The organism is Streptomyces kaniharaensis, assembly GCF_009569385.1.
GTDB classification, from domain to species: Bacteria; Actinomycetota; Actinomycetes; order Streptomycetales; family Streptomycetaceae; genus Kitasatospora; species Kitasatospora kaniharaensis.
On record NZ_WBOF01000001.1, the window covers coordinates 1,020,365 to 1,035,541 of the forward strand.

Annotated in this window: 11 protein-coding genes; 5 read left to right on the plus strand and 6 right to left on the minus strand. The window is 74.5% G+C overall.

The annotated features are described in order from the left end of the window. Window positions 1-65: 65 nt before the first annotated feature. The 4 genes from F7Q99_RS04660 to F7Q99_RS04675 form a co-directional block, all read right to left on the minus strand. The gene (locus F7Q99_RS04660) at window positions 66-3,452 is read right to left on the minus strand and encodes an error-prone DNA polymerase (protein ID WP_153460181.1); all 3,387 of its coding nucleotides are present in this window, start codon (window positions 3,450-3,452) and stop codon (window positions 66-68) included. 57 nt (window positions 3,453-3,509) lie between these two features. Continuing rightward, a complete protein-coding gene (locus tag F7Q99_RS04665) occupies window positions 3,510-5,150 on the minus strand; it encodes a DNA polymerase Y family protein (protein WP_153460182.1) in 1,641 nt (546 codons plus the stop codon). A 1-nt stretch (window position 5,151) separates the two neighbouring features. Continuing rightward, window positions 5,152-5,889, minus strand: coding sequence for a hypothetical protein (locus F7Q99_RS04670; RefSeq protein ID WP_153460183.1), 738 nt, complete (start codon window positions 5,887-5,889; stop codon window positions 5,152-5,154). Between the two features lie 411 nt (window positions 5,890-6,300). Further along, window positions 6,301-6,774 (minus strand): hypothetical protein, encoded by a 474-nt coding sequence (locus F7Q99_RS04675; RefSeq protein WP_153460184.1) that lies wholly within the window; start codon window positions 6,772-6,774, stop codon window positions 6,301-6,303. 36 nt (window positions 6,775-6,810) lie between these two features. Between F7Q99_RS04675 and F7Q99_RS43035 the strand changes: the two genes are divergently transcribed. The 5 genes from F7Q99_RS43035 (at window position 6,811) to F7Q99_RS04700 (ending at window position 11,678) form a co-directional block, all read left to right on the plus strand. After that, complete coding sequence (locus tag F7Q99_RS43035; protein ID WP_326846267.1) at window positions 6,811-7,743, plus strand: hypothetical protein; 933 nt, start codon at window positions 6,811-6,813, stop codon at window positions 7,741-7,743. A 93-nt stretch (window positions 7,744-7,836) separates the two neighbouring features. Next, a complete protein-coding gene (locus tag F7Q99_RS43040; protein WP_153460185.1) occupies window positions 7,837-9,015 on the plus strand; it encodes an SUKH-4 family immunity protein in 1,179 nt (392 codons plus the stop codon). Window positions 9,016-9,182: 167 nt separating this feature from the next. Further along, window positions 9,183-9,557: a hypothetical protein gene (locus F7Q99_RS04690; RefSeq protein ID WP_153460186.1), complete on the plus strand. Its 375-nt coding sequence runs from the start codon at window positions 9,183-9,185 to the stop codon at window positions 9,555-9,557. 213 nt (window positions 9,558-9,770) lie between these two features. Beyond that, a complete protein-coding gene (locus F7Q99_RS04695) occupies window positions 9,771-10,784 on the plus strand; it encodes a DUF2332 domain-containing protein (protein ID WP_153460187.1) in 1,014 nt (337 codons plus the stop codon). Window positions 10,785-10,916: 132 nt separating this feature from the next. Further along, a complete protein-coding gene (locus F7Q99_RS04700) occupies window positions 10,917-11,678 on the plus strand; it encodes a MerR family transcriptional regulator (RefSeq protein WP_153460188.1) in 762 nt (253 codons plus the stop codon). 227 nt (window positions 11,679-11,905) lie between these two features. On the opposite strand, the gene F7Q99_RS04705 is transcribed toward F7Q99_RS04700, so the two are convergent. After that, entirely contained in the window at window positions 11,906-14,314 is a 2,409-nt protein-coding gene (locus F7Q99_RS04705) for an ABC transporter permease (RefSeq protein WP_153460189.1), read from the minus strand. Next, window positions 14,311-15,024, minus strand: a complete 714-nt coding sequence (locus F7Q99_RS04710) for an ABC transporter ATP-binding protein (protein ID WP_326846268.1) — start codon at window positions 15,022-15,024, stop codon at window positions 14,311-14,313. The genes F7Q99_RS04705 and F7Q99_RS04710 overlap by 4 nt, the downstream gene beginning before the upstream one ends. Window positions 15,025-15,177 lie beyond the last annotated feature (153 nt).

Sequence of the window (15,177 nt, forward strand, 5' to 3'; positions counted from 1 at the left end):
GAGGCGAATCCCGGGCCGGATCCCGGCGTCGCTCGCGGAGGACGCCACGGCGACGGTTGTCGGCGTCAGAGCCCGATCCGCAGCGGGGTGAGCCGGGTGGCGATCAGGTTGGTGGCGCCGCGGTCGCGTTCGATGTGGCCGTGGACGAGCAGACCGGCCCGGTCGAGGGCGGTGCGGCGCTGGGACTCCCAGACCGGGCGGTTGCAGATCACGTTGATCAGGCCGGTCTCGTCCTCCAGGCTGAGGAACAGCACCCCGCCGGCCGTCGGCGGCCGCTGCCGGTGGGTGACCAGGCCGCCGACCACCACCGCCGTTCCCGGTGGGACGTCCGGGAGTTGGGCCGCGGAGAGGGCGCCGCCGCGTTCCAGGTGGGCGCGCAGGTGCTGGAGCGGGTGGCTGGTGGCGGAGGTGCCGGTGGACCACAGGTCGGCGATGGTCTCCTCGACCGGGCTCATGCCGGGCAGCTCCGGCGCCTCGGTGCCGGGCGTGGTGCCGGGGAGAAGCTCGGCCGAGATCCCTGCGAACGCCCCGGCGGACCAGAGGGCCTGACGTCTCGTCAGGCCGAAGCAGCCGAAGGCATCGGCCGTCGCCAGTGCCTCCAGGACGGGCGCGGGCCGGCCGGTCCGGCGGGCGAAGTCCTCCAGGTCGGTGTACGGCTGCCCGGCCACGATCGCCTCGGCCTGCGGGGTACCGATGCCGCGTACCGTCTCCAGCCCGAGCCGGATCGCCGGCTGCGGGCGGCCCGCGGTGAGCGGCGGCTCCGGCGTCGGGCCCCGGTACGGCTCCAGGGTGGGCCGCGCCCCGCTGGCGTTGACGTCCACCCCGCGTACCCGGACGCCGTGCCGGCGGGCGTCCGAGACCAGGCTGAGCGGCGAGTAGAAGCCCATCGGCTGGTTGGCCAGCAGCGCGCAGGTGAAGGCCGCCGGGAAGTGGTACTTGAGCCAGGCGCTCGCGTACACCAGATAGGCGAAGCTGATCGCGTGGCTCTCCGGGAAGCCGTAGTTGGAGAACGCCTCGATCTTGCCGTAGACGTCCTCGGCGACCTCCTCGGGGATACCGCGCTCGGCCATCCCGCTCAGCAGGCGCTCGCGCAGCCGGGCGACCCGCTCGTGGGAGCGTTTGGCGCCCATCGCCTGCCGCAGCCGGTCGGCCTCGGCGGGCGTGAACCCGGCGCAGTCGATGGCGAGTTGCATCATCTGCTCCTGGAACAGCGGCACCCCGAGGGTCTTGCCGAGCGCGTTCTCCATCAACGGGTGCGGGCAGCCGGCCGCCTCGACGCCGGCCCGGCGACGCAGGTACGGGTGGACGGAGCCGCCCTGGATCGGGCCGGGCCGGATCAGCGCGACCTCGACCACCAGGTCGTAGAAGTGGTCCGGCCTGAGCCGGGGCAGCGTCGCCATCTGCGCCCGCGACTCGACCTGGAACACGCCGACGGTGTCGGCCCGCCGCAGCATCGCGTAGACGCCCGGGTCGTCGTCCGGAATGGACGCCAGGTCGTAGCGCAGGCCGTGGTGTTCGGCGACCAGGTCGCAGGTGTCGTGCAGCGCGGCGAGCATGCCGAGGCCGAGCAGATCGATCTTCACCAGCCCGGCGCCGGCCGTCGACTCCTTGTCCCACTGCAGGACGGAGCGCCCGGGCATCCGGGCCCATTCGGTCGGGCAGATCTCGCCGATCGGCTCCCTGGTGAGCACCATGCCGCCCGAATGGATGCCCAGGTGGCGCGGCAGACCGTGGAGTTGGGTGGCGAGCGAGAGCACGTCGGCGGGGATGACGGCGTCCGCGCCGGGCGCGGAGCGGAAGTCGGCCTGCCGGCTGAACGCGTCCACCTGCCCCTGCGGGTAGCCCAGCACCCGGGCGGCGTCGCGGATCGCCAGCCGGGGCCGGTAGGTGATCACGTTGGCGACCTGGGCGGCGTGCTCGCGGCCGTAACGGCGGTAGACGTACTGGATGACCTCCTCGCGGCGGCGGTTCTCGATGTCCAGGTCGATGTCGGGCGGGCCGTCCCGGGCGGTGGAGAGGAAGCGCTCGAAGAGCAGCCTGTAGTGGATCGGGTCGACGGCGGTGATCCCGAGGGCGTAGCAGACCGCCGAGTTGGCGGCCGAGCCGCGGCCCTGGCACCAGATGTCCTCGCGGCGGCAGAAGTCGACGATGTCGTGCACGATCAGGAAGTAGCCGGCCAGGTCGAGGTCCTCGATGACGTCCAGCTCCCTGGCGAGCTGGCGCCGGGCGGCCGCGTTGCCGGGCCCGAACCGGGCCGGGCCGCCGGCCGCCACCAGCGCGCGCAGATGGCTGATCTCGGTGTGGCCCTCCGGGACGGGGAAGCCGGGGAGTTCCGGGTCCAGCGTGGTGAAGTCGAAGGCACAGGCCCGGCCGAGTTCGGCGGTGGCCCGCTGCACGCCCGGGAAGCGGGCCAGCCGGGCGGCCATCTCGCGGCCCGAGCGCAGGTGCGCGGTGCCGGCCGCCTGCGTCCAGCCCGCCGCGTCCTGGAGGGTGCGGCGGTCGTGCAGCGCGGCGAGGCTCTGCGCGAGGCGACCCTGGGCCGGGCCCGCGTGGTGGGCGTTGGTGGAGGCGATGGTGGGGAGCCCGAGCCGGGCGGCGAGCGCGGCGAGGGCGTCGTTGCGCCGGTCGTCGCCGGGGAGCCACTGGTCGATCAGCTCGACGTGGACGTTCTCACGGCCGAACGCCTCGACGAGGGTGCGGAGTTGGTACTCGGGGTCGGCCTCTTTGTGCGGGGCGGCTTTGGGCGGGGTGATGTTGTGCGGGGCGGCTTTGGGCGGTACGGCTTCGAGTGGGGTGGTTCCATGCAGGGCGGCTTTGTGCAGGACGGCTTTGTGCAAAGCAGCTTTGTGCAGGGCGGCGGGGACGCGGCCGAGGCGGCAGCCGGTGAGCACCGCCCAGTGGCCGCCGTGCGCCTCGGCCAGCGCCTCGACGTCGTACGCCGGACGCCCCTTCGCGCCGCCGGCCAGTTGGGCGGCGGCGATCGCGGCGGAGAGTCTGCGGTAGCCCTCGGGGTCGCGAGCGAGGATCAGCAGGTGTTCGATCTCGTCCGGAGTGTGACGAATCGTCAGCTCGGCGCCGAACGCGGTGGCGAGGCCCGTCCCCCGGGCCGCCTCGGCGAGCCGGACCGCGCCGTAGAGGCCGTCGTGGTCGGTGATCGCCAGCGTCTCGACGCCCAGCAGGACCGCCTCGGCGACCAGGTCCTCCGGGTCGCTGGCGCCGTCGAGGAAGCTGAAGGCGGAGTGGACGTGCAGCTCGGCCCAGGGCTCGCCGGCGCCGTCCACCGGGGCCGGGCGCGGGGCGTCCTCGTCCCGGGCGCGGCGGCTGTCCCCGGCGGAGCGGTGCAGCGGTACGACGGTGTCCGGTACGGCACCGGCACTGGTACCGGTGCCGCTACTGGTCAAGCGGCGGTGCAGCTCGCTCCAGGGGACGGTGGGGTGACTGGTGAAGCCCATCGGGGGTTGCCTTCGTCGTTCTCGTGCTCTTTGCCGCTCCCCCCTGGGTCGGGACCGCTAGTCGTAGCCGGCCTCCAGGTACCACGCACCCCCCTCCACGGTGAGCAGCAGCGCCCGGTCGCCGCCCACCACGACCTGGAACCGCGCCCGGCGGCGGGCGAGCGACTGGTCCCACCAGTACTCGACCGCCGGCCAGGGCCCGGTCCAGCCGTCCACCCGCTCCTCCCGCCCCCGCACCACGACCAGCGCCGGCCGGGCCGACACCCCCGCCCGGCCGTTCACCGTGACCGGCTGCCCGGCCTCGTCCAGCACCCGGACCGGCGCCGGGTCCCGCAGCACCACGGCCGGCCACACGTCCCGCAGCCGCCCCGGCCAGGGCGCGTCGGCCGGCGCCGCCGCCTCGTACGGCTCGCCCCACGGCACTCGGACCGCCTGCTCGGCCGGGCCGCGCCCGCCGGCCGGCTCGATCCGGCGCAGCCCGGCAAGCCCGAGCACCGCCTGCACCCGGGCCACCGCGCGCTCCACCCGGTCGTCCGCGACCGCCTGCCCCCACAGCGCCAGCTGCCGGCCCTCGTCCGGGGACAGGCCGTCGGGGGCCAGGCGGAGCAGGGTGAAGCCGGCGTCGGGGCCCTCGTGGGTGACGGTGAAGGTGCCCGCGCCCTGCCACGCCTGGAGCTGCCAGCGCACCCGCTCGGCCAGCGCCGTCGCCGACAGCCGTCCCTCGTGCCGCCACAGCCGCGACGCCGCCCGGCCGTCCGCGCACGCCACCTCCACGGCCACCCGCTGGCAGGTCAGCCCCGCTCCGGCCAACCGCTGGTGCAGCCGCTCGGCCAGCGTGCGGGCGACGAACACCAGCGGCTCTGCCAGCGGCTCGGGCGGGTCGAAGCGCTGCTCGACGGCGAGGTCCGGGCCCTCCGCGCGCGGCACCAGCGGGCGCGGCTGCAGCCCGCGGGCCAGCCGGTGCGCGAGCGTCCCGGCCGGGCCGAACCGGTCGGCGACCGCCTCCGGCGGCAGCGCGGCGAACGCTCCGACGGTCGGCAGGCCGAGCTGCCCCAGCAGCTCCGCCAGCGCCTCGTCCCCGAGCGTGCTCACCGGGTACGGCGCCAGGAACTCCGCCGTCCGCCCGGCCGGCACCAGCACTCCGGCCCGGGCGGCCAGCACCGCGGCGAACAGGCCGTCGGCGACGCCGACCTGGGCGTGGGGGACGGTGGCCTCGGCGGGTACGGCGGGCATGGCGGCCTCGCCCGGGACGGCGGGTACAGCGGGTACGGCGGCCTCGCCCGGGACGGCGTCCGGGACCGGCTCCTGGGCCAGGGCCGCCGCCACCGCCGTCCGGACCTTCGACGCCAGCGCCTCCTCGCCGCCGAAGTAGCGGCCCGGGCCCTTCACCGCAATGGCGCACAGGCCCGGGCGGATCACCTCCACCCGGGGCGTGAACGCCGCCACCGCCGCGACCACCGGCTCGAACCGGCGCGTCTCCGCCTCCGGATCCCGGTCGCGCAGCTCCAGCGCCGGGCAGAGCCGCTGCGCCAGCTTGAGCCGCTGCCCCTGCCGCACCCCGGCTGCCCGGGCGCCCGCCGAGCAGGCGAGGATCCGCCCGCCCTCGGTCACCGCCACCGGGTCGTCGCCCGTGACGGCCACCACCGGCCAGTCCGGACACCAGACCACCAGCACACGTGGCGTGCCGCCGTCCGCCATCTCACACCACCGCCACGCGTTCGAGGCGTTCGAAGTATTCGAGGTGTTCGAGCGGGGCGGGCTCGACGGCCCCCAGGCGGACCGCGGCGGTCTGCTCCGCGGGCTGCTCGGCGGACTCGACGGCCTCCTCCACCGCACGCACGGCACCGTGCTCGTCCGGCAGCCAGAGCCGGGCCGTCCGGCCGCGCACCGCCGAGCCGCGGCCCTCGGCCATCACCTCCACCTGCCGCCCGATGAGCTGCCCGTATCCGTCCCCCAACCCGAACCAGCGCCCGGACCGCACCCCCAGCCGCAGCACCGCCCCCGGCCACGGCCCGGCCACCAGCAGCACGCACCCGCTGCGCCGCAGCACCGCCGCCAGCCGGGCGGCCAGCTTCGGCGACACCGGCCCGTCCGGGCGCAGCATGATCAGTTCGACCGCCCCGGCCAGCACCGACACCACCTCGGCCCAGTGCGGCCCCGGGTCGTCCGCGACCAACAGCCGACGCAGGTCCAGCCCGTACCCCTCGGCGGCGGCCAGTCCCAGCTCCGGCAAACCGACGGCCGCCGCCCAGCCACCCTCGGTCTCCCTCACCCCGGCGGCGAGCGCCAGCAGCAGCCCGGTGTCCCCACCCGCCACCGACACCGCGGTACCCCGCCGCAGCCCGCCCTCCGGCAGCACCTCCCGCAGCGCGGGCACCACCGGCAGCAGCCCCCGCCCGGCGGCCGGCACCGCCTCCGGCGCAGCCTTCGACGCCACCGGTCGGAGCGTCGGCCGCTCGACGGTGGATTCGAAAACAGATTCGAAAACGGGCACAGCTCCAGGATCGAACATTCGTTCGCAAAGATTCAAGTCCGAACCATCCGCCTCATCCGTCACACTCCGTGTCGGGAGGCGCGGGCCCGAAGGCGCGCCGGCCGGGGGACGGCCGTTCGGCGAACCCACCACGCTCTGGATCACCGACGACGCCGAACCGAACGCCGACCTGTGGGCGCGGGCCGACGAGACCACGGCGGAGATCGTCCGGCGGTACCGCCGGGCTCGCCCACGCGTCCCACTGCGACGCGCAGGCCGCGCAGGTCCGCACAACCCAGGTGAGCGTCACGTCCTCGTGCAGGTGGCCTCGACAGGGCCGCGGTCGCGGGCGGCGGCGGCACTGTCGTCAGTGGTTCACGCCTGCCCGACGTGTCGGCGCGCCGTCGCGACGAAGGTGTCGATCAGCTCCCGCGTCGCGCCCCGCCGAACGACGGCGTCCGCGCGGTCCTCGGCGCGGTCGATCTTGCCGACCTGTACGAAGGCATCGACCGCGACGGCCACCAGCTCGGGCTCGTCGGTGATCAGCTGGAGCTGGAACAGGGCGTGCTGCGCACTGGAGCGCGTCTCGAACGACCGCCCACGCAGCGCGACTTCGTCCTCGGCGTCGCGGCCCTCGTGCACGCAGAACCAGTGGTGCAGCATGGCCTGGCGGAACTCGACGAGCAGTCCGGCGTACGCGCCGTAGACCTCCAGCCGCTCCTGCCGAAGCCGCTCCAGGCGGGCGTTGTGCTCCATGCGCCGCGCGGAGCGCTGCTGGAAGACGTGGGTCACCGTCGAGCCCAGCAGCGTGCCGAGGACCGCGATGACGCTCGTGACTATGGCGTCCATGGGGCACCATGCAACCAGACGTCTAGGCTTCCGGGCATGACGACGAGGGGGACGCAGGGCGTGGAACTGGCCGTCCGGTGCGACGACTGCGGGGGCACGGCCAGGCGGCACCTCGGACAGTTCGTCCGGGGACGGGAGTTGTGGTGGGACGCCGAGCTGTCCTGTCCGCACTGCGGGGCGGCCCGGTGTGAGCACGCGGGCCCGGAACCGGCGCCGGAGGAGGTCCGGGAGGCACTGCTGATGGCGCACGGGCCGGCCCGGCTGCGACCGGCCGGACCGTCGGTCGACCCGGTGGCGGCGATGCGGGCGTTCCGCGAGGAGGCAGGTGTCTCGCTCGGCCGGGCGCGCGAACTCCTCGCCGAGTTCCGCCAGTTAGGCCTGACCGGGACGGCCGCCGAGATGGCGATCCGCCGACTGCGGTTGCGCGACCACGGAGTCCCGGCAGAGGTGGTGGACGGCCCGGGCCGGGCGTACCGGCACGTGGGGCCGCCGGAGTTGTGGAACGGCGGCGGCCCCGGCGGCCGACTGCTGCGGACGCCCGCCGAGTTCGCCACCTGGGTGGGTGAGCGGACGGCGGCGGAGCTCGCGGAGCCGTTCACGTTCGTCGTCGACCTCGCGGGACCGCTGCGCCTCGCCCCGCGCCGCAGCGAGCATGTGGCCTGCGCGGGCGGCGCGTTGGTGCTGAGCGCCGGGGAGATCGGGTTCCGGCGGGAAGGTGGTGGCTGGGCGGCCGAGGAGATCAGCAATCAGTCCACCGGCTACTGCCCGGACGTGGCCTCCTGGCCCGCCGTCGCCTCCGCCCTGGACCGGATCGGGGTGAGCCGCCCCGGCGGGTTCACGCACGAGGTGGTGTTCCGCCACTGCCCGGGCTGCGAGCGGCACAACATCGTCCGCGAGGGGCATTTCGTCTGCGTGTTCTGCGACGGCGACCTGCCCGGGCACTGGAACGTCGACGACGGGGCGCCGTAGCAGCCGCGGGGCCGGTACCGGGGGTGTCGAGGGTGTCAGGGGTGACCGCTAGGGTCGAGGGGTCAGGGGTCGTACGGCGAGGAGTGAGGTCGCGTGGGGTTCGGGCGGGTGGCGGCCGGGGAGCTGCCGGCAGAGGTGGTGCACGCGCGGAGCCGGGAGTTCCTGGTACGGGAGGGGCTGCCACCGGCGGGGGCGTTCCTGGACTTCGGGCGGCTGGGGGCCGGGCCGTTGGAGCCGCTGGACCGGCTGGATCCGCTGCACGGCATACCGGAGGCCGGGCGGCTGTTCGTGCTGGGTGAGACGGAGTACTGCGCGCATTTCGCGAGCTCCGGCAATCCGGTGCTGCTGGACGGCGTGACCGGCGAGGTGTTCCTGGCGAAGGTGGTCGGCGGGCAGCTGGAGCGGGACGTGCTGGCCTCGGATCTGCCCGCGCTGGCCGGGCTGGTGCGGGAGGTCGAGGCGGTGGCCGAGGCGGCCCGGCAGGGAGACGCGCGGGGTGGGCGGCGTGGGCCGGCCGTGGTCGCCGAGGTGATGGCGGCGGCCGATCGGCACTTGCGGGAGCTGGACCCGAAGCTGTTCGGGCAGTCCGACGTGCCGCCCGCGCACTGGGGGACGGCGCTGCTGGTGCGGGCATTGGGCTGGGGTGCGCTGCCGGGTGGTCCGGACGGCCCCGCGTACGAGATCGGCCCGGAGCTGGTGGCGGAGATCGCGACGCTGACGGACGAGGGCCTGGTGCACCGCTACCGGCCGGAGGAGCTGCCACCGGGGCTGGTGCACGAGCCGACGCGGCGGCTGCTGACCGAGATCGGCCTGCCGCTGGGCGGAGCGATGTTCGGGGTGTCGGAGGAGCCGCTGGTGACCATGGCGGAGGCGTATCCGGAGTACTTCGACGGCGAGGAGGAGCGCCCGTACCAGCGGGACTTCCTGGCGCTCGGGCACTGGCCGACGGATCTGACAATCGCCCTGGACGGGGTGACGGGCCGGCTGGAGCTGCCGGACTGGTACGACGACGGCGAGCCGGAGGCCTACCTCAACCGTGACCTGTCGGCCCTGCTCTACGCGCTGTGGACGTACGAGCGGCTGCGTGCCGAGTGGGAGCACTGGGACTACGGGGTCGGCCGCTCCACCTGGGCCGTGTTCGACCCGCAGTCGCTGCTGAGCGCCGCGGTGGACGGGGTGGTGGAGGCCGTCGACCCGGAGGCGTTCGCCACGCCCGGGCGGTCGTGGCGGCTGCTCGCGGAGGACGCGCACATGGGCGGCCTGCTGGGGTGATCCCGGCTGCCGCCCGGGGCTGCCGGCGGTGCGGACACGATGGGTGGGCGGCCGACCGTGTGGCTGCCGCGTCCGCCTCCTGTCCCCGTCGTACCGCTGCTGCGCCGCCGTCGGCGCGGGCGGAGTCGGGCCGGTCCCGCCCGCCGGTGGGCCGGTACGCTGCCCCGGTGACGAACATCCGTACGGCAGCCGGGCGAAGACGGGCGGTCCTGCTCGGGATCGGCGCCGCGCTTCCCCTAGCGGGGGCGGGCGCCGTGTACGACGCGCTGTACGTGCGGTCGCTGGACTTCGGGGAGCGCTGCGAGCGGGGCCTGGTGTCCGGCGGCGGGCAGTTGCTGGAGACGGGTGCCTCGTGGCTGCCGCCGGACGCGTGGTGCCGGTTCGAGGACGGGAGCGTGTCGACCACTCCGTTCTGGGCGCTGCTGCTGTTCTACTCCCTGCTGACGGTCACCGTCTGGGCGGTGACGGCGCTGCTGCGGGCCCGCGATCCGCGCCCACGGCCCGGGCTGGACTGGCAGTCGGAGCACGGCCCGAGCTGGTGACCACGGGCGATACGCCGATGACGGGTTTCGCGGCGGCGGTGGCGAGCGCGGTGCGGGTATGGAGCTCGGACTTCATCGGACCTCCTGCTGCGGAGAGGTAAGTCCGGTTCCGGTGAACTCACTCTCTCGGGGACAAGGCTGCGGCGGAATTCGTTCGCGAGAGCCGATTCGTTCGAGAGAAGGGAAGGGCGGGGCGCACCGGCGCTCGCGTCCATGCACAGCGATACGGGGGAGCTCTACCGGAGGTTCGCGGAGCGGGAAGCCCGCGGCAACTCGGCGATCTATCAGGAGCTGGCCGAACGCGTCGCCGGGGACGGGGAGTTGCGCGCGCCCGTGGACGATCTGCCGGCCGCCAAGCGGCAGCCGAACCTGCTGTTCGGCGCGGTCCGCTACCTGGGCGGGCCGGTGACCGAGGGCTATCCGACCTTCCGAGCGTGGGTGTCGGCGCACTGGGATGAGATCTCGGCGACCATGCTGGCGCGGCGGACGCAGACCAACGAGGCCGGCCGGTGCGCCACCCTGCTGCCGCTGCTGGCAGCGCTGCCGGGGCCGCTCGCGCTGATCGAGGTGGGCGCCTCGGCGGGGCTCTTCCCGCACCCGGACCGGTATAGGTACCGGTACGTGACGGAGGCTGCGGGGCCGGTGGCTCCGGTGGCCGAGTTCGGCGCCGAGGCGGGCTCGGTCACGCTGGAGTGCACGGTGAGCGGGCCGGTGCCGCTCCCGCCGGTGCTGCGGGAGCGGCTGCCCGAGGTGGTGTGGCGGGCCGGCATCGACCTCAACCCGCTGGACGTCCGCGCCGAGGACGACGTGCGCCGGCTGGAGGCGCTGGTCTGGCCCGAGCAGACCCACCGGCTGGACCGGCTGCGCGGCGCCGTCCGGATCGCCCGGGCCGAGCCGCCCGAGCTGGTGCGCGGCGATCTCAACGCGGCGGTACGGGAGTTGGTGGCGCGCGTGCCCGCCGGAGCGACCCCGGTGGTGTTCCACAGCGCGGTGCTCGCCTACCTACCGCCGGCAGAACGGGAGGAGTTCGCGGCGACGATGCGCGACCTGCCCGGGCACTGGATCTCCAACGAGGCGATCCTGGTGCTCCCTGCCGCCGAACGGCGGCTCCCCCGGCCGGCGCCCGCCCGGTCCGGGCTGTTCACACTCGCCCTGGACGAACGGCCGGTGGCGTTCACCGGGCCGCACGGCCAGTTGCTGGACTGGTTCGGCGAGTCGGGGGCGTAGCACCTCGACGTACGGTTCGAAACGCGGTCGGCATTCGGGCTTGAAGCTGCCGCAACGGCAGCTTCTACCGTCGTGACCAGGGCCGGAGAACCGGCCCGATGAGAGCGAACGCGAGGGAGAGGGAGGGCGGCCATGGCCTGGCCGATCGCAGAGGTCGCCCGGATGTCGGGTGTGACCGCCCGGACGCTGCGGCACTACGACGAGATCGGGCTGCTGCCACCGGCGTGGATCGGCTCCAACGGCCACCGCTACTACGAGGAGCGGCAGTTGCTGCAGCTGCAGCAGATCCTCGTGCTGCGGGCACTGGGCGTGGGGTTGCCCGAGATCGCCCGGATCCTGGGCGATCAGGTGGACGAACTGGAGGCCCTGCGGAGCCACCACGACCGGCTGCTCGCCGAACGCGACCGGCTGGACGCCCTGGCCGCCACCGTCTCCCGCACGATCGCCGAACTGGAACAGTCCAGGAAGGACGGCACGCCCATGACCAGCATCAACCGCCCGGAGAACCTGTTCGAGGGCATCCAGCACACCGACGTCGAGGACAGCCTGCGCGACTTCCCCGAGCACGCCGAGGCGGCCCTGCGGGCGACCGCCGCGATGAGCCAGGCCGAGGTCGAGGCCGGACAGCGCGAGCGGACCACCCAGATGATCAGGCTGGCGGAGCTCATGACGGCCGGTCACCCGGCGGACGCCGAGCCGGTACAGCGCAGGATCGACACCGAGTACCGGGCACTCACGGCCCTCCGCCCGGTCTCCGTCGAGGAGTACCGCGCGATCGCGCGCGCCGTTGTGGAGAACGCTCAGTGGCGGGCCGCGTACGAGGCCATCGCCCCGGGCCTGGCCGCGTACCAGCGGGCCGCAATGGAGGCGTACGCGGTGGCGCGGCTGTCCTGAGCCCACCGGCCCGGACCCCCGTGACTCGGGGCATCACGGCGCCGCACTGCTCGGCGGCGACCGCTCGGGGGACGGCCGCCGCCGGGCAACGGCGGCTTGGGGCCGACCACTTCGGCTCGGGACCGGGCCGCTTCGGCTTGGGGGCGACCACTTCGGCTGGGACCGGGCCTTTCCCGTGGGCAGGGGCGGGCCCACGGAAACGGCCCTCAGGCCGCCGTCCTCCCGCCTCACTCGGTGCGCAGCGCCGTGACCGTCCGAGTGCGGGCCGCCCAGGTGGCGGGCAGGAGGGCACCGAGCAGCGCCAGCACCAGGCCGCCGAGTATGAGCGGCCCCACCACCGACGGGTCGAACACGGCCAGGTCCGCCTCGGGCACTCCGACCCCGGCGGCGTGCGCCATCGCCGGCATCACCCAGTGGTGCACCACGATCCCGATCGGGACCCCGACCAGCCCTGCGACCAGCCCGCTCCCGCAGACCGAGGCGAGCACCATCCCGACCGTCTGCCGGGGCGACATCCCGAGCGCCTTGAGCACCCCGAGGTCGTGCACCCGCTCCCGGGTGTCCAGCAGCACCGTGTTGAGGACGCCGAGGCCTGCCACGGCCACCAGCAGCAGAGTGAGCGTCCCGGCGAGGGTGTTCATCGCCAGCATGACGATGCTGAGGTGCGTCCCGCCCTGCTCGGCGGTCAGGCCCAGCGGCCGGACGGCGGCGTCGAGCGCGTCGGCGTACGCCTTCGCGTCGGTGCCCGGGGCGAGGTCGATGTGGAACCCGACCGCTTCGGTGTGGACCGCCGAGTCGAGCTCGTTCAGCGCGGCCCGGTCGACGAACACCAGGTCGTCCGGGGACAACATCTCTCCGCTGATTCGTACCGGGGTGGAGTGCCCGTGGTCGGTGAGGGTGATGGTGTCGCCGACCTTCACCTTGTTGGCGCGGAGGAAGGCCGAGCCGACCACCGCCTCGCCGGGGCCCTGGAACCAGCGACCGGAGATCATCTGGTAGCCACTCCAGGAGGCGTCACCGGAGAAGGCGATCACCTCGGAGCGCCCGGTGTTCCCGGCCACGGCGACCGACGTCGGGACGCTGCTGTACCAGGCCCGGGTGCCGGGGCCGGCGTTGATCGCCTTGGCCACGGCCGCCTCGTCCAGGTGGTCGGCGGGCTTCACGGAGCCGTCGATCGGGGCCTCGACCACGACCTTGCCCGCATGCTCGGCCGTCAGGCCGTCCTGGAAGGCGCTGAGGGAGAGCGTGAGGCCGACGCAGAGGGTGACCCCGGCGGTGCCGAGCACCACCGCGGCGGCCGTGGTAGCCGAGCGGGCCGGGCGGTTGAACGGGCTCGCCAGCCCGAGGTTCAGAGTGCGCGGCACCGGCAGCCGGTCGATCAGCCGCCGGATCCCGGCCACGAGGCCCGAAGCTCCCGTCCGGGCCTCACCGCCGCAGGCTCCCTCGCCTCGGGCGGCTGTGCCCCGGGCGCCCGGGGCCGTCCGGCCGACCGCGAGCGCCTCCACCGTACGCAGTCGCCCGGCGCGCAGGGCGGGCAGCAGCGTAGTGGCCGTCACTGCGGCCAGGGCGACGGCCGGAACGGCGAAGTCCACCCAGAGCGGGATGCCGAGCAGGCCGCCGCGCAGGGCCTTGTGGGCCATTCCGAGGACGGGCACGGACAGCAGGTTGCCGCCGAGGACGCCGAGCGCCGTGCCGATCCCGGCGGGGATCAGCGCCTGGCCGACGTAGGCGCGCGCCACCTGGGCCGGGGTGAAACCGAGCGACTTGAGGATGCCGATCCGCCGCGTGGCGGCGCTGACGGCGCCGCTGACCACGACGCCGATGATCAGCACCGACATGGCGAGCCCGAGCACCCCGAAGGCCGTCACGAACGGGACGAAGGTCGAGGCCGTCCGGTTGGCCTCCGCCTGGGCCGGCCGGTACGAGGTGGCCCTGGCGAGCGCGCCGCCCGGCATCGCGGCGGTGAGGGCGGCGTGGTCGGCGTCCACCTCGGCGTCGGTGCCGGCGTGGGCGAAGCGGTAGAGGTACTGGAGGGCGGGCGCCGTGCCGGGTGCGGTGAGCGCGGGGACCTGCTCGGGGGCGATCCAGCCGTCCGCGCTCCAGGAGACGGAGGCGGCGAGGCCGACGACCTTGAGCGTCGGGTGGCCGGGCAGGTCCGGGAACGTCATGCTGTCGCCGATGGCCAGCGGGGAGTGGCCGTCCAGGAACACCACCTCGCCGGGGCCGGCCAACCAGCGGCCCTGGGTGATGCGCAGGCCGTCCATCGGGCCGTCCTGCGCGCGGCCGACCAGCGTCATCGGTGGGAGCAGGCTGCCGGGTGGCGGGATCTCGGTGTCCTGGCCGGCTCGCGCCTGGACGGTGAGCGCCGGGTAGGGGCCCGCCGACGCCGTCACGCCGGGCGTGTGGGCCGTCGCGGCGAGTTGTGCGGGGCTCGCCTTGGCGGGGTCGTACAGCACGTTGAGGTGCGCGCCGTGCTGGTCGGCGAAGGATCTCTGGTAGGGCCCCTGGGAGGCGACCAGCAGCCCCGTCGCGAGGATGCACGCCGTCACGGACATCATCGTGGTGAGCACCATGACCAGGGTCTGCACCCGCTTGCGGCCGACCCCGGCCCGGACCACCTTGCTCAGCGCGTTCATCGAACACCCCCGCCGGCGGGCGCGGTCGCGGTGTCCCGGACCAGCCGTCCGTCGAGCAGCTCGATCGTCCGGCTCGCACAGGCCTCGGCGAGCGCCGTGTCGTGGGTGACCAACAGGATCGTCTGGCCCTCCGCGTTGAGGCCGGTGAGCAGGTCCCGGACGTCGGCGGCCGAGGCGGTGTCCAGCGCGCCGGTCGGCTCGTCGGCGAGCAGCAACGGCGGGCGGTTCATCAACGCCCGTGCCACGGCGACGCGTTGGCGCTCGCCACCGGACAGTCGACCCGGGAGGGTCGCGGCGTGCCGGGCCACCCCGAGCCGCTCCAGCAGCTCGCCGGCCCGGGCACGGGCCTTCTCCCGCCGCAGCCCGGCCAGTTGGGCGGGGAGCAGCACGTTGTCCTCGACGGTCAGGTCGTCCAGCAGGTTGAAGAACTGGAAGACCATGCCGATCCGCGTCCGCCGGTACTCGGCCAGTGCGGCCTCGCCGAGCTCGTGGACGGCGAGGCCGTCCACCACCACACCGCCCTCGCTCGGGCGGTCGAGCCCGGCGATCAGGTTGAGCAGCGTCGACTTGCCGCTGCCGGACCGGCCGAGCACGGCCAGTGCCTCACCGGGCCGCACCTCCAGGTCGAACCCGGCCAGCGCCGGCCGGGCGGCCTCGGATCGGTCGTACGTCTTGCTGACGCCACGAATCTGGATGATCGGCGCACTCACAGGCGGGCCCTCCACGGTTCCGGGTCCGGCACCGGAAAGCCCGGGCCGGCTGACGGAACACGACGCTACGAACCGGCGGCCGGGGCCGGACAGCCGTCCAGACGGTGTCTCTGAGGTGTACTCAGATACACCTCGGATTCGGGGTCCAGGCCT